The organism is Oerskovia flava, from assembly GCF_026163685.1.
GTDB lineage: Bacteria > Actinomycetota > Actinomycetes > Actinomycetales > Cellulomonadaceae > Oerskovia_A > Oerskovia_A flava.
The window spans coordinates 181387-201605 of sequence record NZ_JAOXSR010000008.1 but is presented as its reverse complement, the minus strand read 5'-3'; the positions used below and the strand labels follow the sequence as shown (position 1 = coordinate 201605).

22 protein-coding genes and 1 pseudogene are annotated in these 20219 nt (G+C 74.7%); 13 read left to right on the top strand and 10 right to left on the bottom strand.

Annotation, left to right across the window (positions count from 1 at the left end; genetic code table 11):
• The 5 genes and pseudogenes from OHL10_RS14135 to OHL10_RS14115 form a co-directional block, all read right to left on the bottom strand.
• Positions 1–127: pseudogene (locus tag OHL10_RS14135) on the bottom strand (superoxide dismutase); the annotation flags it as partial.
• Positions 128–218: 91 nt separating this feature from the next.
• Entirely contained in the window at positions 219–833 is a 615-nt protein-coding gene (locus tag OHL10_RS14130; RefSeq protein ID WP_265522869.1) for a putative glycolipid-binding domain-containing protein, read from the bottom strand.
• A 138-nt stretch (positions 834–971) separates the two neighbouring features.
• Entirely contained in the window at positions 972–1697 is a 726-nt protein-coding gene (locus tag OHL10_RS14125) for a glycosyltransferase family 2 protein (RefSeq protein ID WP_265522868.1), read from the bottom strand.
• Complete coding sequence (locus OHL10_RS14120) at positions 1694–3133, bottom strand: PIG-L family deacetylase (RefSeq protein ID WP_265522867.1); 1440 nt, start codon at positions 3131–3133, stop codon at positions 1694–1696. Before OHL10_RS14120 ends, OHL10_RS14125 begins: the two co-directional genes overlap by 4 nt.
• Entirely contained in the window at positions 3130–4227 is a 1098-nt protein-coding gene (locus OHL10_RS14115) for an acyl-CoA dehydrogenase family protein (RefSeq protein WP_265522866.1), read from the bottom strand. Before OHL10_RS14115 ends, OHL10_RS14120 begins: the two co-directional genes overlap by 4 nt.
• A 140-nt stretch (positions 4228–4367) precedes the next feature.
• On the opposite strand from OHL10_RS14115, the gene OHL10_RS14110 reads away from it, so the two are divergent.
• A complete protein-coding gene (locus tag OHL10_RS14110; protein ID WP_265522865.1) occupies positions 4368–4934 on the top strand; it encodes a DUF4870 domain-containing protein in 567 nt (188 codons plus the stop codon).
• A gap of 113 nt (positions 4935–5047) precedes the next feature.
• On the top strand, positions 5048–5815 hold the full coding sequence (locus OHL10_RS14105) for a DUF4097 family beta strand repeat-containing protein (protein ID WP_265522864.1): 768 nt from the start codon (positions 5048–5050) through the stop codon (positions 5813–5815).
• Positions 5816–5912: 97 nt separating this feature from the next.
• Here OHL10_RS14105 and OHL10_RS14100 read toward each other — a convergent pair whose 3' ends face one another.
• Both OHL10_RS14100 and OHL10_RS14095 read right to left on the bottom strand, forming a co-directional pair.
• Positions 5913–6641 carry a hypothetical protein gene (locus OHL10_RS14100; RefSeq protein ID WP_265522863.1) on the bottom strand — a complete coding sequence of 243 codons (729 nt, stop codon included), beginning with the start codon at positions 6639–6641 and terminating at the stop codon, positions 5913–5915.
• A complete protein-coding gene (locus tag OHL10_RS14095) occupies positions 6638–7234 on the bottom strand; it encodes a SigE family RNA polymerase sigma factor (RefSeq protein WP_265522862.1) in 597 nt (198 codons plus the stop codon). Before OHL10_RS14095 ends, OHL10_RS14100 begins: the two co-directional genes overlap by 4 nt.
• 222 nt (positions 7235–7456) lie before the next feature.
• Here OHL10_RS14095 and OHL10_RS14090 point away from each other — a divergent pair, with 222 nt between their 5' ends.
• From OHL10_RS14090 to OHL10_RS14070, 5 genes are all read left to right on the top strand, one after another.
• A complete protein-coding gene (locus OHL10_RS14090; RefSeq protein ID WP_265522861.1) occupies positions 7457–8101 on the top strand; it encodes an SRPBCC family protein in 645 nt (214 codons plus the stop codon).
• Between the two features lie 38 nt (positions 8102–8139).
• Complete coding sequence (locus tag OHL10_RS14085; protein ID WP_265522860.1) at positions 8140–8571, top strand: hypothetical protein; 432 nt, start codon at positions 8140–8142, stop codon at positions 8569–8571.
• 151 nt (positions 8572–8722) lie between these two features.
• A complete protein-coding gene (locus tag OHL10_RS14080) occupies positions 8723–9544 on the top strand; it encodes an alpha/beta fold hydrolase (RefSeq protein WP_265522859.1) in 822 nt (273 codons plus the stop codon).
• Positions 9545–9582: 38 nt separating this feature from the next.
• Positions 9583–10560: a threonine/serine dehydratase gene (locus tag OHL10_RS14075; protein WP_265522858.1), complete on the top strand. Its 978-nt coding sequence runs from the start codon at positions 9583–9585 to the stop codon at positions 10558–10560.
• A 19-nt stretch (positions 10561–10579) separates the two neighbouring features.
• Entirely contained in the window at positions 10580–10990 is a 411-nt protein-coding gene (locus OHL10_RS14070) for a DUF6228 family protein (protein ID WP_265522857.1), read from the top strand.
• Positions 10991–11020: 30 nt separating this feature from the next.
• Here the strand turns inward: OHL10_RS14070 and OHL10_RS14065 are convergent, their stop codons facing one another.
• Positions 11021–11833: a hypothetical protein gene (locus tag OHL10_RS14065; protein WP_265522856.1), complete on the bottom strand. Its 813-nt coding sequence runs from the start codon at positions 11831–11833 to the stop codon at positions 11021–11023.
• 43 nt (positions 11834–11876) lie between these two features.
• On the opposite strand from OHL10_RS14065, the gene OHL10_RS14060 reads away from it, so the two are divergent.
• A complete protein-coding gene (locus tag OHL10_RS14060; protein WP_265522855.1) occupies positions 11877–12335 on the top strand; it encodes a methyltransferase family protein in 459 nt (152 codons plus the stop codon).
• Between the two features lie 24 nt (positions 12336–12359).
• Here the strand turns inward: OHL10_RS14060 and OHL10_RS14055 are convergent, their stop codons facing one another.
• Positions 12360–13262, bottom strand: coding sequence for a LysR family transcriptional regulator ArgP (locus OHL10_RS14055; RefSeq protein WP_322645564.1), 903 nt, complete (start codon positions 13260–13262; stop codon positions 12360–12362).
• A gap of 70 nt (positions 13263–13332) precedes the next feature.
• Here OHL10_RS14055 and OHL10_RS14050 point away from each other — a divergent pair, with 70 nt between their 5' ends.
• Positions 13333–13941 (top strand): LysE/ArgO family amino acid transporter, encoded by a 609-nt coding sequence (locus OHL10_RS14050; protein WP_265522854.1) that lies wholly within the window; start codon positions 13333–13335, stop codon positions 13939–13941.
• On the opposite strand, the gene OHL10_RS14045 is transcribed toward OHL10_RS14050, so the two are convergent.
• Positions 13942–15558, bottom strand: a complete 1617-nt coding sequence (locus OHL10_RS14045; protein ID WP_265522853.1) for a SpoIIE family protein phosphatase — start codon at positions 15556–15558, stop codon at positions 13942–13944.
• Positions 15559–15655: 97 nt separating this feature from the next.
• On the opposite strand from OHL10_RS14045, the gene OHL10_RS14040 reads away from it, so the two are divergent.
• The 4 genes from OHL10_RS14040 to OHL10_RS14025 all read left to right on the top strand — a co-directional run bounded on the left by OHL10_RS14040 (position 15656) and on the right by OHL10_RS14025 (position 20214).
• Positions 15656–16219 carry a TetR/AcrR family transcriptional regulator gene (locus OHL10_RS14040; protein ID WP_265522852.1) on the top strand — a complete coding sequence of 188 codons (564 nt, stop codon included), beginning with the start codon at positions 15656–15658 and terminating at the stop codon, positions 16217–16219.
• The gene (locus OHL10_RS14035; RefSeq protein ID WP_265522851.1) at positions 16216–16962 is read left to right on the top strand and encodes an ABC transporter ATP-binding protein; all 747 of its coding nucleotides are present in this window, start codon (positions 16216–16218) and stop codon (positions 16960–16962) included. The genes OHL10_RS14040 and OHL10_RS14035 overlap by 4 nt, the downstream gene beginning before the upstream one ends.
• The gene (locus tag OHL10_RS14030) at positions 16959–17729 is read left to right on the top strand and encodes an ABC transporter permease (RefSeq protein WP_265522850.1); all 771 of its coding nucleotides are present in this window, start codon (positions 16959–16961) and stop codon (positions 17727–17729) included. Before OHL10_RS14035 ends, OHL10_RS14030 begins: the two co-directional genes overlap by 4 nt.
• Before the next feature lie 163 nt (positions 17730–17892).
• On the top strand, positions 17893–20214 hold the full coding sequence (locus OHL10_RS14025) for a SpoIIE family protein phosphatase (protein WP_265522849.1): 2322 nt from the start codon (positions 17893–17895) through the stop codon (positions 20212–20214).
• Positions 20215–20219: the final 5 nt, after the last annotated feature.

Genomic DNA, 20219 nt, shown 5'->3' with positions numbered 1-20219 from the left:
CGGTGTTCGCGCCGGTGACGTAGGCCTGGTGGTGCTTGGAGTGGTGCAGCTCCATGATGCGCCCGGAGATGTGGGGCTCGAGTGCTCCGTAGTCGAACGTCAGGTCGGGAAGCGAGTAGACAGCCATGCGTGGTGGTCCTTCCATCGGGTGTCTGACCACGCTACGACCTCAACGGTGGTTGAGGTCAAGCCGCGGTCGAGGTCGAGTCGCGGGTGGGTCAGTTGCGGCGGGCCAGGCCGGGGTAGTCCACGACGAGCCCGTCGGCGTCGACAGTGAGGTCGGCGATGAAGTCGCGGCTCGCGCTGGAGTACCGCACCACGCCGAGGCCGGTGGCGGGGTCGACCGGCGCGCGCGCGGCGTAGCGCTGGTCGCTGCGCAGGACGCGCAGCGACGGGACCTCGACCCACGCCATGACCAGGGAGTGCTCGCCGCCCTCGGCGTCCCCGGGCAGACCGAGGCGCAGCATCGGCATCGTGTTGGTCACGGGGCACAGGCCGAGATCGCAGTCGACGGCGTCGACGAGCGACGCGGCGTCCTCGATGCCGGCGGGCGGGAGGTCGGCGGAACCTGCGGCCCAGGTCGTGGCGCGCCACCCGTCGTCGGGGTCGCGCAGGAGCGCCAGGCCGCGGGACCAGCCGAACCCGTAGGCGGTCACCTCGAGCCGTTGGGTGCGCCAGCCGGTGTCGGTGACCAGCGACCACGAGGTGGTGTAGTCCGCGGAGCGGGACGTGCCGACCGCGCGGAGCCGGTCGGGTTCGAGCAGGACGGAGGCGGCGTCGATCCGGGCAGGGTCGTCCTCGCCGACCCACTGCACCGTCCGCGTCGTCGTCATCGTGCCTCCTCGTCTCTCCCCGACGGTCTCACGCGCGACGGGGCGGACGGCGCTGCCACGCCTGGAGTCATCCCATCACCGAGGCGATCACCGCCCGCGCAGCTGCGACCGCCACCTGCGACCGGTACCCGCGACCGCTCAGGACGCGCGCTCCTCGACGAGGTCCTCGCGCAGGTGGCGGGCGTACCCGCCGGGTGTGCGCCCGATGCTGCGGCCCGAGGTGAGGACCCAGCAGCCGTCCGTCGCGACGAGCCGGGCGCCGCGGCGTCGGGTGGCGGCGACGAGCTCGACGTCCTCGTGCTCGGGCACCGGCGGGTACCCGCCGGCGTCGAGGTAGACGTCGGCGCGCATCCCCAGGTTGGCGCCGTGCACGTGCCCGTTCGCGACGCCGAGGGTGTGGGTCGCCGCCCAGGCCGCGCGCTGGCGGGGCGTGAGGTCGGCGGGGTCGGGCCGCACGGTGCCGACGACGACGTCCGCGCCCTCGCGCGCCAGGTCGAGCTGGTGGGTGAGCCAGTGGGGCGGCACGGCGGAGTCGGCGTCGGTGCTCGCGACCCACACGCCGCCGGGCTCGACGCCCCGGGCGGCGAGCCGGGCGAGGGCGGCGCGCACTCCCGTGGCGCGTGCGACACCGACGGTGCGGGCGTCGACGGTGACGGGCAGCGTCGCGAACCCGGCGTCCGAGACGATCTGCGCCGACCTGTCGGTGCAGGCGTCGAGGACGAGGACGACCTCGACCACCAGGCCGGGGTCCGCGGCGCGTGCGGTGCGCACGGCGACGTCGAGCGCGGTGAGGCACCGGGGGAGCAGCTCCTCCTCGTCGTGCACCGGGACGACGACGCCGACGGCCCGCGCGACGGCGCTCACACGAGCCCCGTCGCGCGGGCCACGGAGACCGCGGGTGGTCGCACGAGCACGTCGAGGAGGAAGTCCTCCTCCTCGTGCCGGGCGAGGGTGGTGAGGCCGGGGTGGGCCCGCAGCGTGGTGTGCACGTCGTCGCCGCCCGCCGGGTACTGCGCGACGGGGTGCCGCCAGTGGCAGGCGACCACGACGCCGTCGGGCTCGAGGCACCGGAGCACCCGGGCGAGCGTCGCCTCGAGGTCGGCCGGGCCGTAGTAGTAGCCGACCTCGGAGAGCACCACGAGGTCGAAGCGGCCCGGGGGCCACTCGCCCGGGGTCGTGAGCTGCAGGAGCTCGACGGCGCCCCCGTCGGACGCGTCGAGCCGGCGCCGGGCGGCCTCGAGCGGCGCGGCGGCGATGTCCACGCCGACGAGCCGGTCGCAGCGTCGCGCGAGCTCGGCGGTGAGCACACCCGTCGAGCACCCGACCTCCAGGGCGGACCGGAAGCGCGGTCGGGGCAGCGCCGCGAGCGTGAGGGCGCGCTTGCGCTCCTCGTACCACCGGGTCTCGAAGCCCCACGGGTCGTCGCGGCCGGTGTAGAAGTCGTCGAAGAAGTCCCGCGCGAGGCTGTCGGCGCGTGTGTCGGGCGGAGTGCCGGACGCGTCGTCCGGGACGACGAACAGCTCGGCGTCGCGCTCGAAGTGCCGCAGCATCTCGCGGCCGACGACCGGTTCGTCGCCCGGCGCGGGGGACAACGGCTCGTGCTGCGAGCGGTGCGCGGCGACGGCCCGGGCCTTGGCGGCGCGCTCGTCGGCGCCGAGGTCGAGGCGGCGCAGGCGGCTCCACGGGACGTCGTCGCCCGTGGGGTCGCCCCAGTGCCACAGCCACACGGGGTACTCGACGAGGCGTGCACCGCGCCGGTCGGCGACGTCGGCGAGCACCTCGCCCGCGATGCGGTGGTCCCGGTGGCCGTCGCCGCGCCACGGCCCGCACAGGAGCGTCGTGGCCGGGGCGGAGGCCGTGCCGACGGCGGCGGAGACGGCGTCGTGCAGCGCCTCGCGGTGCTCGCGCAGGCCGCCGTCGGGCAGGCCGAGGAACGTCACGGACGCCCGGGGCGCGAGGTGCGCGACGGCGGTCACCAGCTCCGCGCGCCGCACGGCCGCGAGCTGGTCGGGCGAGCGCGTGGCGGAGTGCGGGTGCGAGCCTTCGCCGTCGGTCGCGACGACGACCGTGACCGGCACACCACGGCCCGCCAGGCGGGCGACGAGACCGCCCGCGCCGAGCGTCTCGTCGTCGGGGTGCGCGGCGAGGACCACGAGCCGAGCGACGTCGTCGAGGTCGAGCGACCCCGCCCCGTCGAGCCGTCCCGACTCCTGCCACGCCTCCTCAGGGGTCCCGGCGTCGCGGTGGTCGAACTCCCGGTGCCCGACGGCGTCCCGTGCGTCGGCCCTGTCCGCGCTCACCACGGGCGCTCCCCGCGGGCGAGGAGGTCGCGGCCGAGCGAGGCGTCGTCCCGCTCGGCGTGGTGCTGGCGCACGTAGAGCCCGAGGTCGGCGACGCGTCGGGCGAAGGCCTCGTCCGTGGTGAGGGGCCCGGGTCCGAGCGCGTGCGCGCTGCGCGTGAGCGTCTCCTCGACGGCCTGTGCGACGACGCCGCGCACCCGGCGGGCGAGGATCCCCGGGGGGTCGGGGAGCTCGGTGCGCGACCGGCCGGACGCGGCGTCGACGAGGCGGGCGGCCTCGGCGAGCGCCGTCCGTGCGCCGGTCAGGTGGCGGTCCACCGCGCCGAGGTGCGCGAGGGCGAGCTGGTCGGGCTCACGCCCGGAGGTGTCGAGCGCGCGGTCGACCATCGCGCGCGCCACGCCCACGGCGCCGCCGTACCAGCAGGCCGCGACGCCGATGCCGCCCCACGCGAAGCCCGGCCGGTCCAGGTACCAGCCGGCGCGGCCCACCGGCACCGCCACGGCGCCGTCGAACCGCACGGGCGCGCTGACGACCGAGGTGAGACCGCGCGCGACCCACGGGCCGTCGTCGGGCTGCACACCCGCCGAGCGGAGGTCGACGGCGAAGAGGCGCCGACCGTCGTCGGTCCACGCCGTGACGAGCGCGTGGGACAGGTGCGCGGCGAGCGAGCACCACGGTTTGACGCCCGTGAGGGTCCAGCGCCCGGCATCTTCGGAGGCCTCCAGGCGCAGGCCCGGACCCTCGGCGGCGAACACTCCCCAGGAGCGGTCGTTCGCGGAACCGGTGACGCCGACGGGTTTGAGGTCAGGGGTGGGATCTGCCTGGGCGAGCACGGCCAGGGCGTCCAGGTGCGGCTCGAGCGTGCGGGCGAGCGCGACGTCGTGCGCCGCGGTGGACGCCAGGAGCTCCCAGAGCGCGAGGGTGCGGCCGCTGCCCGGGTGCGGAGCCGACCGTCCGACGTCGACCACCCAGGCGAGCGCGGCGGGCAGGTCGTCGGGAGCCGCGTCGACGGGAGGGCCTGCCGGAGGGACGACGCGCTCCGTGCTCGCGCCGGAGTCGATCCGCACGGGCTGCACGTCGAGCTGCTCCACCATCCGACCTCCGACCCTGCCGCGTCTCCTGGGTGCTGACCGCCTGGCGGGACGTCCGGCCCGGCGTCCCGGGAGCGTATGCGAGCCCTCGGGCGCTCGCACGCGAACCGTCCGCGCCCCTCGCACCGGCTAGCGTGTGCGGCATGACCGGTGAGACGTACGGCCCGCCGCCCGCTGCCGCCTGGCACCTGAGCCCTGCCGAGCGGGCGATGCGCGACCGGCTCCTCGCCGAGGGCTACACGCTCGAGGAGGCCGACGACGCGATCCTCGCCTCGCGCCCGGCGCACGCACTGCACCCGGCCATGACGGCACCGCCCGTCCCGCTGGGGATGCCGTCGGGAGCGCTCGCCTACGGGCTGGGCTTCCTCGCCTACCTGCCGATCCCGTTCTTCAGCCTCGTCATCGCCGGGGTCACCATGGCGGCGGTCTACCCGAGCCAGCGGCGCAAGAGCCCGCTGGCCGCCGAGAACGCACGGCAGGCCGCGAACTGGGGTCTGACGCTCGTCGCCGCCACCGTGGCGATGCTCGTGCTGGTCTTGCTCCTCGTCGTCACCCGACCCGAGGGCAGCACCGGACCCGGCCCGGCCGTCCCGCTGCTGCTGATCTTCCCGCTCGGCGTCGCGCACCTCGTGGTGGTGATCGTCGGCCTCGTGCGGGCGAACCAGGGCACCGTGTTCCGCAACCCCCTCGCGATCCCGTTCCTCCGCTGAGCCGACGCCGCGTGGTCCCCGGCGCGGGCAAGGGTCGGGTCAGGGTGTTCCCTGCCACGGATCCGGGTCCTACCCCATAGGCGGCGTCCACCGCGGTCGGTAGCGTCGAGAGCGTGCCGAGAACAGGTCTCGGCGCACGACAGGACGGGGTGACGATGCGTCGGCAGCTACGCGCGATCGGGGCGGTCGCGGTGGTCGGGGTCATCGCCGGGGGAGCCGGTGCCTGCGGGCTCGCGCCCCGCATGACCTTCACGGACGACGAGGTCCTCACGGGCGAGGTGCGCTCCGTGCAGATCGACAGCGAGAGCGGCGGCGTGACGCTGCGCGGCGGCGACGGCACCACGGACGTGACGGTGGAGCGCAAGGTCGAGCACCGCGGCGACCGACCGGGCGACACGTACCGCCTCGAGGACGGGGTGCTCGTGCTGGAGGGCTGCGGCCGGTACTGCTCGGTGACCTACGTTGTCGACATCCCCGCCGACGTCCCCGTGAGCGGGTCCGTCGATGCCGGTGCGCTGCGGCTGACTCGAGTCGGCGAGGTCGACGTGCGCACGTCGTCGGGCGTCATCGAGGTCGACGGCGTCGCCGGGCGGCTCACCGCGGAGACGAGCAACGGGCGGATCAGCGGTCGTGGGCTCGGCGGGCGGGTGGACGCCGAGTCGTCGAACGGCTCGATCGACCTGGTCCTCGACACCCCGCAGGACGTGCGCGCCCGCACCTCCAACGGCGCGATCCGTGTGACCGTGGCTGACGCGCCCTACCGGGTGTCCGCGAGCACGAGCAACGGCCGCGTCTCGTCAGGTGTTCCCGACGACCCGACCGCCGACCACGAGCTGGACCTCACCACGTCCAACGGCTCCATCACCGTCGAGACCTCCTGACCCACCCACCCCGCGAAGTAGAACCCCAGTCGCCGAGATAGAACCCCAGTCGCGTACTGGGGTTCTATCTCGGCACGAGGTGTGGGGGTGGGTGCGCTCACCAGTTGGGGTCGATGGCGATCTCCTCCAAGACCTCCCCGGTGTCCGTGTCGAGGATGACCACCGTCTCGGGCGGGAGGTGGTCCAGGGCGGGCGGCTCGTAGTCGGGGGTGTACGTGCAGTCGATGCGGTCGTACTGATCGATGACCAGACGTTCCCGGACATAGACCTGGACGGTCCGCGGGTGCTTGCGGACCTCCGCAGGGAACTCCTCGGGTCTCTTCTCCGTCGAGTCCTCGTTCGCCGGTGTGCTGTTCCACCACCCCTCGTAGCCGCCGACCAGGCGCGTCGACCCGTCGTCGTCCGTGATCTCCACCGCGTTCTCCGCCCACGGGTCCTCGCCGCGCATCATGCATGACGGGTAGCGGATACCGCCGTCGTCGACGGGCTCCGACGCGACCGGGGTGGACGCCTCGAGCCCGCCGGCGTTGTCGCCGAGCCCCCGGCCCAGGGGCGACACGTCGTCGTCGGGCAGGATCGCGGAGTTGAACGGCGCGGGTTGCGGCGCCTGGGAGAGCGCGGTCGGCATCACGAGGAGTCCGACGGCGGTGACCGCGCCCGCGGCTCCCGCCCCGATGACCGCGCGTCGCGTGCGCTGCGCCCGGTGCGCCCGGGTCACGACCGCCGTCGGGTCGAGCGGCGACGTGGTGGGTGCGGCGTCGACGCGGTCGCGCAGCAGGGCGGCGAAGGCGTCGAGGTCGTCGGGGTCGGTGTGCGGGTGGCTCATCGGTCCGCTCCCTGCGTGGTGAGGATGTCTCTGAGTCGCGCGAGGCCGCGCGACGAGCTGGCCTTGACGGTCCCGAGGCTCACGCCGAGCTCGTCGGCGACCTGGGCCTCGGGCAGGTCGAGCAGGTGGCGCAGCACGACGACGCGCCGCTGCTTGACCGGCAGGAGCAGCAGCGCGCGCACGACGGCATCGCGCTCCTGCACGCGCCGGGCGTGGTCGTCCACGGACCGCGTCCTGGAGGGGTCGGGGTCGTCGCGCCCGGTGTGGGTGTCGACGTCGTCGGTGAGGATCTCGCGCTGGTGGCGGCGCCACGTGTCGATCCGCAGGTTCGCGAGCACCCGCCGGGCGTAGGCGAGCGGGTCCCCGGCCCGCGCCGCGTCCCAGGACCGCCACACCCGCTCGAACGTGTGCTGCGTCAGCTCCTCCGCCCGGTGCGCGTCGCCGCACAGCAGGTACGCCATCCGGTGCAGCGGGTCCTTCGTGGTCCGCACGAACGCGGTGAACTGCGCCTCGCGCGAGCCGCCCACGACGGCCACGAACGCCACCTCGCTGCCTGGCGCGTCGCGCACCTCGACGTCGTCCTCGATCGCCACGTCTTCCCGTCCCCCGCCGCCGACCTCTGCCCCCACCCCCGCACCCCGGTGGGCCACGAGCCGCACGGCCCATACCTGGTACACGCACGAGCGGCCCGGAAGGTTGAGAGCAGTGTCCGCCATTCTGCTACGACGGCCGGGGCCGGGACCTTCGCCCCTGGACCGTGCCTGACGGCGCTGCGAGGCTCGACGTGACGGCCCACCTTCCGCGAGAGGCACCCCATGCCCAGAGCCATCCGGATCGCCGGACGAGCAGCGCTCGTCGTCGGCCTGCTCCTCGCCGCCCGCCGGCTCGGCGCGACGTGGGGCGCTCGCGGCGACGAGCCCGTCGCGCCGTTGCCGGGTGACGTCCTGGTTCCTGCGCCGGAGGTCGTCGCGACCCGCGCCGTGAGCATCGCCGCCCCGCCCGAGGCGGTGTGGCCGTGGGTCGTCCAGCTGGGGCAGGGGCGTGGCGGCTTCTACAGCTACACGGCCCTCGAGAACCTCGTGGGCTGCGACATCCACAACGCGGCCCGCATCGAGCCCCGGTGGCAGACGCTCGACGTCGGCGACGAGGTGCGGCTGCACCCCGAGGTCGCGCTCCGCGTCGCGCGCGTCGACCCGGGCGCGGCCCTCGTCCTGCAGGGTGCGGTGCCGGTCGGGGAGAAGCCCGCGCCCTACGACTTCACGTGGGCGTTCGTCCTGCGCCCGACGGCGGACGGCGGCACCCGCCTCGTCGTGCGCGAACGCTACGGGTACGCCCGCCGGTGGGCAGCGCTCGTCGTCCAGCCCGTCCAGCTCGTGAGCCTGGTCATGTCGGTGCGGATGCTCCGCGGGATCAAGGACCGCGCCGAGCGCGGGGTGGGCGCCGTGCCAGACGGCGCGTAGCCGGGCTGCCGAGCCGGCGCAGACCCTAGGCTCTGGTCGTGCTCCGACTTCCCGTGGACCTCCTCCTGCCGCGCACGACGATCGAGATCGTCGGACGGCGAGCCGGCGACCGACCGCGCGCCCCGGAGGTCCGGATCCGCGTGCGCGGGACCGAGCTGCTCGCGCGGCGATGGGTGCAGGGCCACTTCGCGACCGGGCACAGCGTCCTGCGCGCGCGGCTCGAGGAGGTGCCCGACGGCGTCCGGGTCCGTGGCGCCGTCGCGCCGAGCGGGCTCGACCTCACGCTCGTCGGGACATGGTTCGTGGCGGCGCTCGGCATCGGGGCGATGGGCGTCGCGCACGCCAACGGGGTGGCGCTGCTGGTCGCGCTCCTGCCCCTCGCGTTCGGCATCTTCTTCGCGGCGGGCTTGCCGCGAGACCTCCGCTCGGGACGCGAGGTCCTGGAGCGAACGCTTCGCGCCGACCTCTAGCTGCAGCGGGCGGGGACGACTGCGCGCGGCGTCCGTCGACGCCGAGCACGATCCACGTCCCCAGGTCGGCGGTGGTTCGGCCGGTCACCGGTCGGGCGCGGACGTGGCAGCTCGACAGGACGCCGACCGCCGTGTCTGCCAGCATCAGGTCATGGACCCCGTGGTCTGGGACGTGCGGGAGATCGACGTCGACGGACGCCGAGTCGTCGTCCGTGTCAGCCCGACGGTCGACGGGTCGGTCCCGATCGTGCACGTCCACGGCTTCGCTGCCTCCGGCACCTACCTGTTGCCGACGGCTTCCCTCCTCGCGCACCGTGCCACGACGGTGGTCCCCGATCTGCCCGGCTACGGCCTCAGCCACGGTCCGGGGCCAGCACTCGGGATCCCTGAGCTGGCCCGGGCGCTCCTCGGGGTCCTCGACCGGCTCGGTCTCGATCGGGTGGTGCTGCTCGGGAACTCGATGGGCGGCCCGGTGAGCCTCGAGGTCGCCCACGTGGTGCCCGATCGTGTCGCAGGCGTCGTCCTCGCTTCTCCGGCCGGTGGTGTGCACAACCAGCCGTTCTCCCGAGCGCTCGTCCAGCTCGCTCGCGACTCTCTCCGGGAGCGACCCGCCATGGCGCGCATCGCCGTACCGGACTACGTCCGGTTCGGTCCTGTCTCGGCGCTCCATCTCTTCAGCGAGCTCGTCCGCTTTCCGTCCTTGGAGCGGATGCTTCGCACCCCGGTCCCGACGCTCGCGGTGCTCGGCACGCGCGACCCGCTCATGCCGTCGCCGCGGCGCGTACGCGAGCTGGCGCGTCTCGCACCCGAGCACCTCACGGTCGTGGTGATCGAGGGGGCCGCGCACGCGATGAACTTCAGCCACCCCGATGAGCTCGCCCACGTCGTCTCGTGCTGGCTCGACGGCTGCGAGGTCATCGACGGCCCGGCCACTCCCGACGCGGCGCGAGTCTTCCAACTACGCGTGCGATAGGCCCGTGCGGTGGCACGGTGCGCCGCTAGGTTGGGGCCATGCACGATCCCACCCTGACCCGCGACGATGTCCTTGCCGCAGCACGTCGCATCGCGGGTGACGTCCGGCCCGTGACTCTCGCCCCGTTCGACATCGGCACTAGCGGCACCGACGGCAGCACGGGTAGCCCCGTGGAGGGCTGGCTCGCGCTGGAGCACCTGCAGCACACGGGCTCGTTCAAGGCGCGGGGGGCGATGAACTTCGTGCGGGCGCTCCTGGAGTCCGGCACGATGCCCGACGCCGGGGTCGTCATCGCGTCCGGTGGCAACGCGGGGTTGGCGTGCGCGTGGGCGGCGGGTCGCCACGGGGTGCGGGCGACGGTGTTCGTGCCCCGGACGGCGCCGGCGGTGAAGGTCGCGCGGCTGCGGACGCTCGGCGCGGACGTCCGCCTCGTCGGCTCCCAGTACGCGGAGGCGCTCGAGGCGTCCCAGGAGCACGTGGCCGCGACGGGCGCGCTCGCCTCCCACGCCTACGACCACCCCCTCGTCGCCGCCGGGGCGGGCACCCTCCTGGAGGAGATCGTCACCGCGGTGCCCGACGTCGGCACGGTCGTCGTGGCCGTCGGCGGCGGTGGGCTCTTCGCGGGGGTGGCGGCGTCGGCCCGTGCGCACGGTGTGCGGGTCGTGGCCGTCGAGCCCGAGGGGTCGAGCGCGCTGCACGCCGCGATCGCCGCGGGCGAGGTGGTCGACGTGCCGGTCGACTCCGTGGCCGCCGACTCGCTCGGTGCCCGCCGGGCGTCGCGCACTGCCCTGGACCTGGCCCGCCACGAGACGGTCACGTCCGTGCTCGTGACGGACGACGCGATCGTCGCGGCGCGCCAGGGATTGTGGGACGACCGCAAGCTCGCCGTCGAGCACGGCGCGGCCACGGCGCTCGCGGCGCTCACCTCCGCCGCGTACGTCCCGGCGCATGGCGAACGTGTCGTCGTGGTCCTCTGCGGGGCGAACACCGACCCCGGTGACCTCGTCGTGCGCTGACGTCTCGTAGGGTCCTGTCATGACGCGCATCGGCACGGAGCACGAGCACCTCGAGCTCGTGCAGGACGAGTCAGGGTCGCTTCGTGCGACGCTCGTGGGAGACGGTGTCTGGGCGCGTCACCGCCTCGACACGGTCGACGAGCTCCGAGACATCGCCGCGTTCTTCGTGGATCTGGAGAGCGACTGGCGTGGGTGGGATGGTGACCGCACCTGGGAGTCGCTCGAGGGCGACATGTCCTTGTCGGGACGTCACACAGGAAGCCGTGTTCGGCTGGAGGTCACGCTCAGGAGCGGCCTCTCCCAGAGCGCCGCGGAATGGTCGGCCACTCTTGTCCTGACCCTCGACGCGGGCGAGGAGCTGTCGCGGGCTGCCGCGGATGTCGCGCTCGCGGTCGTTGACCAGCAGACGCACCGACAGCCCGGCCGCTGAGGAGCGTACGGACGACGAGCGCGCCGTCAGCTACCGGTTCGCCCGCGGGTCCGGGACGGTGAACGTCTCGCGCGGTGCAAGGGTCCTGGCCAGCGCCGCGAGGGGGAGTTCGCGCGCTGTGCGGGCGGTGTCGGCGGTGATGAGGGTGCGCTGCTCCAGCACGGCGATCGCGCGGCGCAGGTCGGCGAGGATCTCCAGCCGTTCGTGCGGGTCGAGTGCCTCGACCGCTCGGTGCAGTCGCCGGAGGTTCACGCGCCCGGTGGTGGCTGCGGCGCCGCCGGGCGCCCGGTAGAAGCGGAGTGCGGCGATGCCCACGGCCAGGTCCCCGACCAGACCGACGACGCCGATCGCGCCGTCCGCCTCGCCCTGCGAGATCGCCAGGAAGGCGATCGGCGTGGCGACGGCGGAGGGCACGACGTGGAGCAGCCCGAGAGCGAGCGCACCGTCGCCGGTCCTGCCGTCCGGCGTCCGTGCGGCGCGGCTCATGCCGAACAGGAGCCACGCGCCGGCGAGCCCCGCGAAGATGCCGGCCCTCCCGACCGGCGCCGTCGGCACGGACTGGAACAGCCAGGTAATCATCTCCCTGGCGGCGAGGAGGGGAAGCACGAGCGTGGCGATGTGGGCGGGGACCATCAGCCAGCCCTTCGCCTTCCGCCCGAGCCGCCCGTTCGTCGTCGGCTCGCTGCGCGCGAGCGCCTTCCAGGCCTTCGGTGGCGCGAAGAACGCGAGAGCGAAGGTGAGATCGGGGTGGCGGGCGACGGCGCGCGCCTCGAGGAGCCACCAGTCGAGGTCGGTCCACACCGTCGCGGCGCGCGCGTACTCGGCTGCGGGGGTCGGGCTCACGGCGTTCATGCTAGCCACCGACCGGCGTGGGAGCCTGGACGGTATGGATCGCCATGATCTCCTCGTCGTCGCGCAGGGCGCGGCTGCTGCGGGTGTGCTCTGGCCGGGACGTGACCGGTGGGACGTGCCGTCGGTCGTGACGGGTGCGGCGCGGGGTCTCGTCGTCGCAGGTCTGGCGCTCGTGGCTGCTGGTGCGGCGCCGCACGGGACGTCCCTCACGCCGCGGGTCGCGCCGCCGCGGTCCGCGCACCTCCTGACGGATGGTGTGTACGCCCGCACCCGGCACCCGATCTACACCGGGCTCGTGGCCGCGGCGCTCGGTACGGCGGTGCTGCGCCGTCGGGCACGACCGCTGGTCGCCGCCGCGGGGCTGGTCGCCGTCCTGGACGCCAAGGTCCGCGCGGAGGAGGGCGCACTCGCCGAGCGGTTCGGCGACGAGTACCGCGACTACGCGGCGCGCACGCCGCGGTGGTTGCCGCGGGTCCGCGCCGCGCGTCCCTGAGCGGCCGCGAAGGTCAGCGACGGGTCAACGCAGGTCCGACGCCGCGGCGTCGCGCACCGCGGTGGCGATGCGGTCGAGCGTGGGGGAGTGCAGACGCCACTGCTGCCAGTACTGCGGGACGTCGAGGTGCCCGGTGCCGTCGAACGCGACGAGCCGACCGGTGCGCTCGCCGTCCGCGCTCTGCAGGTCGGGCAGCATGCCCCACCCCATGCCGAGCTCGACCGCGCGCAGGAACTCGTGCGAGGCGGGCACGTGGTGGCGCGGCGGCGCGGTCCCCTCACGTGCGCGGTGGGCGAGGTACCGGTCCTGCAGGTCGTCCTTGCGGTCGAAGACGAGGACGGGCGCGGCGGCGAGCGCGGCCGGCGTCGGCCCGTCGGGGAACCAGCGCGCCGCGAAGGCGGGGCTCGCCATGGGCCGGTAGCGCATACGACCGAGCGGCGTGGCGCGGCAGCCGGGGACGGGGTCGGCGACGGAGGTGATCGCGGCGACGGCGGTGCCGTCGCGCAGGAGCGCGATCGAGTGGTCCTGGTCCTCCCGCAGGATCTCGAGCTGCGCCGTGCCGGCCGCCTCGGCGAGGACTGGGAGCGCCCACGTGGTGAGCGCGTCCGCGGTGATGACGAGCGTGAGCTCGGGACCGACAGCGCCGTCGGTGCCGTCGTCACCGTCGCCCGGCAGCCCCAGGTCGGCAAGCACCTCGGCCTGCTGCAGGACGATCCGTCGGGCGTGCCCGACGAGGACCTGACCCGGTGGTGTGAGGGTCGCGGGGCGGCCGCGGCGGACGAGGACCTGCCCGACGGCGGACTCGAGCGCCCGCATGCGCTGGGAGATCGCGGAGGGCGTCACGCCGAGCGTGCGGGCGGCGGCGTCGAACGTCCCGGTGTCCGCAACGGCCACCAGGGCGCGGAGCTGGTCGGGCTGCAGATCCATCAGCAGATCTTACGATCCCCCAGAATCTTTCGCTGTACTACAGGTTGCCGGCGGCCCTAGCGTGGCGGACATGAGCCCCTTCCTCACCCTCGTCACCGGTCTCGGCACCGGCCTGGCGCTGATCGTCGCGATCGGCGCGCAGAACGCGTTCGTCCTGCGCCAGGGGCTACGACGCGAGCACGTCGGTGCGGTCGTCGCGGTGTGCGCGGCGTCGGACGTGGTGCTCGTCCTCGCGGGGACCGCGGGGCTGGGTGCCCTCGTCACGCGGGTGCCCGCGCTGCTCGACGCCGTGCGCTGGGGCGGCGCCGCGTTCCTCCTCGTGCTGGCCGTCATGGCGGCGCGGCGGGTGCTGCGGCCCGCCGCCCTCGACCCGGCGGGCGACGCGACCGCGTCGCTGGCTACCGCCGCCGGGACGGCGCTCGCCCTCACCTGGCTCAACCCGCACGTCTACCTCGACACCGTGCTGCTGCTGGGATCGGTCGCGGCGGGGCACGGTGACGCGCGGTGGTGGTTCGCGACCGGTGCGGTCGTCGCGAGCATCGGCTGGTTCACCGCGCTCGGGTACGGTGCCCGCGCGCTCGCCCCGGTCTTCGCGCGGCCCGTCGCGTGGCGGGTGCTCGACGGCGTCATCGCCGTCGTGATGGCGGCGCTCGCCGTGTCGTTGGTGGCGACCGCCTGACTACTCCTGGCCGGGGTGCCGGTAGATGACGAGCGCGACGTCGTCCCGCACGCCACCCGGGAGCAGGCCCCGCAGGAGGGTGTCGGCGATCTCGGTCGGCGCGCACTCGTCGGGCATGGCCTCGACGGTGGAGCCCAGCCGCGCCAGTCCCGCGCGGATCGACTCGCCCGGGCGCTCGACGAGGCCGTCGGTGTAGAGGATCACGGTGTCCCCGCGCTCCAGACCCTGGACGTCCTCGGCCCGGTCGGGCGGGCCGAGCGTGAGCGGCATGCCGCGGCCGCCGTCGAGCCAGGTGACCGCGCCGTCGCGTACGACCACCCCGGGCGGGTGGCCGGCGGACGAGTAGGTGATCGTCCCGGCCGCGGTGTCGACGACGCTGCAGGAGACGGTCGCGTAGCGGGCCTCGGGCACGGTCCGGGCGAACCGGTCGAGCGCGGCGAGCGTCTCGGCGGGCCTGTGGTTCTCGAGGAGCAGGGCGCGACCGGCGCTGCGGAGCTGGCCCATGCACGCGGCCGCCTCGAGCCCGTGCCCGACGCAGTCGCCCACGATCAGCCCCCACCGTCCGGGGCCGAGCTCGACGACGTCGTACCAGTCGCCGCCGACCGAGAGGCTGTCGTCGGCCGGCTGGTAGCGCGTGTGCCAGTCCGGCGACGTCGCGCTCGCCGGGAGGATGGCGCGCTGCAGCGCGTCGCTCACCTCTTGAAGGTCGTCGACCTCGCGCAGGTGGGCGACGGTGCTGCTCAGGGCGGTGCCGACGGTCGAGGCGAGCAGCAGGAGGAACGAACGGTAGGCGTCGTCGAGCGGGCGGGTGGCCGTGGCCTCCAGCACGATCGCCCCGGCGGAGACGGTGTCTCTGGTCCCGGCGAGCGGCGCGACGACCACCGGGCCGACGACGGCGTAGGCGTTGCGCTCCGCCACGGCCGCGACGGCGGCGTCGGGGACTCCGGGGTTCGTGCCGCCCGTCGGCGCGGAGGCAAGAAGGAGCAGACCCTCGGGGGTGCTGAGGTAGAGGTCGGTACGGGCGACGTCGACGCTGTCGGACAGGACGTCGATCGTCGCGCGCGCGAGGTCGAGGATGTCGCCCTGCTGCGCGTGCAGCGTCGTGGACAGCCTGCCGAGGGTGTGCAGCCGTCGGCTGTCGACGACCTGGTCGGTCGTCTCGGTCGCGATGTCGAGGACACCGCGCACGGCGCCCTCGTCGTCGCGCAGCGCGCTGTAGGAGAACGTGAACGCGGTCTCCTCGCGGTAGCCGGAGCGCTCCATGAACAACGTCTGGTCGACCGCCCAGGTCGGCTCGCCGGTCCTCAGCACGTCGTCGAAGAGCGGGCCGACGTCGTCCCAGATCTCGTGCCAGACCTCGCGTGCGGGCGCTCCCATCGCGCCGTGGTGCTTCTCGGAACCCAGCATGGGCCGGTACCCGTCGTTGTAGATCATCCGCAGCTCCGGCCCCCAGACCAGCATCACGGGGAACCGGGTGGCGAAGCACATCTGCACGGCGACCTGCAGCGTCCGCGGCCAGGTCGACGGGTCGCCGAGGCTCGTGGCAGCCCAGTCGACGCCACGCGCGAGCTCGCCGCTCTCGGTGCCGTGCGTCGCCGCCGCGAACCAGTCCTCCATAGGGCGGAAGAGTACGGGCAGATCCTGGCGCTCGCCGGGGGAGGCGTCGCGCCGAGGCTTCTGGACACCGGCGGATGTTAGTCACTAACATGGGTGGATGGCAGGGATACAGCGGCCGACGAGCGAGCGACTGCGCCGCTGCGCTCTCGACCTGTTCGCCGCCCGGGGGTACGACGACGTCACGGTCGAGGAGATCGCGCGCGCCGCGGGTGTGTCGCACATGACGTTCTTCCGGCACTTCCCGAGCAAGGCCGACGTCGTCCTCGACGACCCGTACGACCCCGCGATGGCCGCCGCCGTCGCCGCCCAGCCGCCGGGGCTGCCCGCCCTCGTCCGTGTCGTCCGGGGGCTGCGGGTGGTCTGGGACCAGATCGAGGTCCCGGCCGGGACCGACCTGCGGCTGCGCCTCGCGCTCGCCGGCGGGCACCCCGCGCTGCGCGCCGAGGCGCTGCGGAGCAACGACCGCACCGCGGACGCGATCGCGGACGCCCTCGAGCGCACGGGCACCGGACGCCTCGCGGCACGCACTGCCGCCGCCGCGGTCCTCGCCGCACTGACGGTCGCGCTCTTCGAGTGGGCGCAGGACGGGCCGCCGGCCGACGGGCCCGGAGCGACGATCCGCGGAGCGCTGGACGTCCTGGACCCGGAGGTGCGGTCGTGAACGGCACGCGACCGGCGACCCTGCGGGCCGTGGGTCTGTCCCGCGGGTACGCGGGCGAGCGCGCCGTGGACGGCGTGGACCTCCAGGTCGACGCCGGGCAGGTGCACGCGCTCGTCGGGCTCAACGGCGCCGGCAAGACGACGCTCCTACGCCTGCTCGTCGGCCTCCTGCGACCCGGGGACGGCCGGGCCGAGATCCTCGGCGTCCCCGCGTGGCGCGCACCGGTCGACGTCCGGTCCCGCGTCGGCCACGTCGGGACCGGCGCGGCCTACGGCGAGCTCACCGTCCGGCAGAACGTCGTCGCCGCAGCCCGCCTGCACGGCCTGCCTCGCGCCGAGGCGGACCGCCGTGCCCGTGCCTGCCTGGACGAGCTCGCGCTCGCGGACTGGGCCGACCGCCCGGCCCGCGTCCTGTCCGACGGCAACCGGCGGCGCGTCGCGCTCGCCGCGGCGCTCGTGCACGCACCGGACGTGCTCGTCCTCGACGAGCCGACGAGCACCCTCGACCCCCGGGGCGTCCTCGAGCTGCGCCGCACGCTCCTCGAGCGCTCGGCCGCCGGCGCCGCGGTCCTCGTCTCCAGCCACCACCTCGACGAGATGGCGCGGGTCGCGGACGTCATCACGGTGCTGCACCGCGGCCGCGTCGTCGGGACCCTCGACCCCGGCGGGGTGGACCTCGAGCGCCAGTTCTTCACGATGGTCCACGACGCCGAGGACCTGCGGGCCGCCGAGGCGCAGCGATGAGCGCGAGCCTGGCCACCGAGGCCCTCAAGCTCGTGCGGGCGCGCGTCACGTGGGTCGCGACCGCCGTGGTCGTCGTCGGGGTCCCGCTGCTCGCGCTCGGGTTCGCGCTCGCTGCGGACGGCGGCGGATCGAGCCAGCTCGCCCTCAAGACGCGCGCCATGCTGCCCGGCGAGGGGTGGGTCGGGCTGCTGGGCGGGACGGGGCAGATCCTGTCGGTCGCGATGCTCCTCGCGACGGCGTTCGTCGCGAGCTGGACGTTCGGGCGCGAGTTCGCCGACGGCACGCTCGAGCCGCTGCTGCTCGCCCGCGCGAGCCCCGGCCGGACGGCCTCGGCCAAGCTCGCCGTCGTGACGGCATGGGCGGTCGTGGTGTGCGCGGCGGCGGTCGTGGTGGCCGTGCTCGCGGGTCTGGTCGCGGGGGTAGGGGCCGACGGCAGCCCGGGAGACCTCGTCGCGCCTGCGGCCCGGGCGTTGGTCGGCGGTGTGCTCGTCGCCGTGCTGGCGCTGCCGGTCGCGTTCGCCGCGAGCGCCGGTCGCAGCGCGCTGGCCGGTGTCGGGACGGTGCTGGGGATCGTGGTGGTCACGCAGGTGGTGACGGTGACGGGCGCCGGGGCCTGGTTCCCGTACGCGGCGCCGGGTCTGTGGCTCGGTATGGGGGGCCCGGACGTCGCGGTGAGCGCGGTGCAGCTCCTCCTCGCGCTGCCGGTCGCGGCGGCGGGCTGGGTCGCGACGGTGGTGTGGTGGGAGCGTGCCGAGATCGTGGCCTGACGGTGCCGAGGCCCGGCTGGAGGCGGCGGCACTGTAGTCTCGTGTGTTCACTCGTTAGCCGAGGCAACGAATTGCCGTGGGGCGAGTGGTGCACGGGTCCTCAAGCAGCGGGGTCTCGTCAGGCGTACTCGTCCGGGTGAGCTCTGCCCGGGAAGGAGACTGCATGACGCAGGCTCAGTCCGGCTCGACCTTCCTCACTCCCGGCGCACCGGTGGACCTCGACAACTGCGCGCGGGAGCCGATCCACGTCCCCGGCCGCATCCAGCCACGCGGCGCGCTGCTGGTCGTCCGCGAGTCGGACGGTGTCCTCCTGCAGTGCTCGGAGAACCTCGGTGAGCTCGCCGGGCGGCCGACCGGGTCGCTGCTCGGCCGTCCCCTGGCCGACGCCGTCGGCCGCGCCGCCGCGTCCGCGGTGCTGCACCACGTCGCGACGACGCCCGACCTCGCCGCGCACAACCCCGTGCTGCTCGCCGTCGAGCCGCCCGGGGGCGGGCCGGCGGTCCCTCTCGACGCGGTCGTGCACCGCCCGCCCCTGCCCGCGGACGCCGCCGGCGTCCTCGTGGTGGAGCTCGAGCCCGTCGCGGGCCTGCGCCCGCTCACCTTCCCCACGACGTACCAGTCCGTGCGCGGCGCCCTCGGCGACCTCGAGCGCGCAGCGTCCCTGCAGGAGCTGTACGACGGCGCGGCGCACCACGTGCGTGAGCTCACCGGCTTCGACCGGGTGATGATCTACCGCTTCGACGACGACTACAACGGCGAGGTGGCCGCCGAGGCGCGCCGCGCCGACCTCAACTCCTTCCTGGGGCTGCACTATCCGGCGTCGGACATCCCGCCGCAGGCCCGGGCGCTGTACGAGAAGAACTGGATCCGCCTCATCGCGGACGTCGACTACGTGCCGTGCGAGATCGTGCCCGTGGACCTGCCGGTCACCGGGCAGCCGCTCGACCTCACGTACTCCACGCTGCGCAGCGTGTCCCCGATCCATCTCGAGTACCTGCGGAACATGGGGGTGCGGGCGTCGATGTCGATCTCGCTCCTGCAGGACGGGAAGCTGTGGGGGCTCATCGCGTGCCACCACTACGACGGGCCGCACGCGCCGGCGTACGAGGTGCGGACCGCCGCGGAGTTCCTCGGTTCGATCCTCTCGGTGCGGCTCGTCGCGCAGGCGGACGACGAGCGGGAGGTCGCGGCGCGTCGTGGCGCGCGCGTGCTCGCCGGCCTGGTCGCGGACAGCCGGGACGACGACGTCCCGCTCGCCGAGGCCCTCACCCGGGACACCCGGGTGCTCGACATGGTCCGGGCCGATGCCGCGTTCGTGGTGGCCGAGGGGGTCGAGGCGTGGACGGGGACGGTCGAGCCCGAGGGTGCTGCGGCGATCGCCCGGTGGGTGAGCGACCACGACGAGGAGGTCGTCGTCACCGAGTCGTTGGCCCGTGTGGCGCCGGACGTCGCGCGCGCCGCGCCCGGTGTCGCGGGGGTCCTGGCCGTCGCCCTGCCCGACGGGCAGGTGCTGGTGTGGCTGCGTGACGAGGTCGTGCGGTCGGTCGACTGGGGCGGCGACCCGCACAACAAGGCACTCGCGCTCGGCGAGGACGCGTCCGTCCGGCTGAGCCCGCGCCTGTCGTTCGACCGCTGGCGCGAGGTCGTCCGCGGCCACAGCACGCCCTGGGCCGAGCACGAGGTCGACAGTGCGACGACGCTGCGCAGCCACCTCGTCGAGGCGCTGTACCTGCGCGGTCGCCGGGAGGTGCGAGGCGCCGAGGCGCTCCAGCGCAGCCTGCTCCCCGAGGTGTTGCCCCAGGTCGACGGCTGGGCGCTGGACGCCCGCTACGAGCCCTCGGGCGGGTCGTTCGTCGGCGGGGACTGGTACGACGCGTTCACGCTGCCGGGCGGGCGGATCGCGCTCGTGGTGGGCGACGTGACGGGGCACGGCCTCGCGGCGGCGGCGTCGATGGGTCAGCTCCGGAACGCGCTGCGCGCTCTGCTGCTCCCGTCGCGCTCCGCGGCGGACTCCGTGCGCCTGCTCGACGAGCACGTGCGGTGGATGATGCCGGACCAGGTCGCGACCCTCGTGGTCGTGGTGCTCGATCCGGCGACGGGCGAGGTCGAGCACGTGTCGGCCGGGCACCCGCCGATGCTCCTGCTGGACGGGCAGGGCGGGTCACGCTGGGCCGCGACGGCACGCCTCCCGCCCCTCGGGCTCGTGGCCCGCGCCTCGGCGCCGGCGTCGCGGTACGACGACGCCGTGGGCCGGGACCGGGTCGAGCCCGGCGGAGCGCTCGTGCTCTACAGCGACGGTCTGGTCGAGCGACGGACCGAATCGCTGCGGGTCGGTCTGGACCGGCTCGCGGAGTCGTTCGCCGAGTGTGCGGCTGCCGCGACGGGTGTGACGGGTCCGGACCGGATCGATCAGGTCGTGCGGCGCACCCGCGACACCACCTCGACGGACGACGCGACGCTGCTCGTGGTGCACCGCCTGCTGTAAGGGCT

Coding starts and splice junctions, on each gene's coding strand:
- OHL10_RS14090 (WP_265522861.1), top strand. CDS start 7,457: ATGCCCAGAGCCATCCGGATCGCCGGACGAGCAGCGCTCGTCGTCGGC.
- OHL10_RS14080 (WP_265522859.1), top strand. CDS start 8,723: ATGGACCCCGTGGTCTGGGACGTGCGGGAGATCGACGTCGACGGACGC.
- OHL10_RS14055 (WP_322645564.1), bottom strand. CDS start 13,262: ATGGATCTGCAGCCCGACCAGCTCCGCGCCCTGGTGGCCGTTGCGGAC.
- OHL10_RS14045 (WP_265522853.1), bottom strand. CDS start 15,558: ATGGAGGACTGGTTCGCGGCGGCGACGCACGGCACCGAGAGCGGCGAG.
- OHL10_RS14050 (WP_265522854.1), top strand. CDS start 13,333: ATGAGCCCCTTCCTCACCCTCGTCACCGGTCTCGGCACCGGCCTGGCG.
- OHL10_RS14100 (WP_265522863.1), bottom strand. CDS start 6,641: ATGAGCCACCCGCACACCGACCCCGACGACCTCGACGCCTTCGCCGCC.
- OHL10_RS14075 (WP_265522858.1), top strand. CDS start 9,583: ATGCACGATCCCACCCTGACCCGCGACGATGTCCTTGCCGCAGCACGT.
- OHL10_RS14130 (WP_265522869.1), bottom strand. CDS start 833: ATGACGACGACGCGGACGGTGCAGTGGGTCGGCGAGGACGACCCTGCC.
- OHL10_RS14030 (WP_265522850.1), top strand. CDS start 16,959: ATGAGCGCGAGCCTGGCCACCGAGGCCCTCAAGCTCGTGCGGGCGCGC.
- OHL10_RS14040 (WP_265522852.1), top strand. CDS start 15,656: ATGGCAGGGATACAGCGGCCGACGAGCGAGCGACTGCGCCGCTGCGCT.
- OHL10_RS14115 (WP_265522866.1), bottom strand. CDS start 4,227: ATGGTGGAGCAGCTCGACGTGCAGCCCGTGCGGATCGACTCCGGCGCG.
- OHL10_RS14070 (WP_265522857.1), top strand. CDS start 10,580: ATGACGCGCATCGGCACGGAGCACGAGCACCTCGAGCTCGTGCAGGAC.
- OHL10_RS14025 (WP_265522849.1), top strand. CDS start 17,893: ATGACGCAGGCTCAGTCCGGCTCGACCTTCCTCACTCCCGGCGCACCG.
- OHL10_RS14110 (WP_265522865.1), top strand. CDS start 4,368: ATGACCGGTGAGACGTACGGCCCGCCGCCCGCTGCCGCCTGGCACCTG.
- OHL10_RS14060 (WP_265522855.1), top strand. CDS start 11,877: ATGGATCGCCATGATCTCCTCGTCGTCGCGCAGGGCGCGGCTGCTGCG.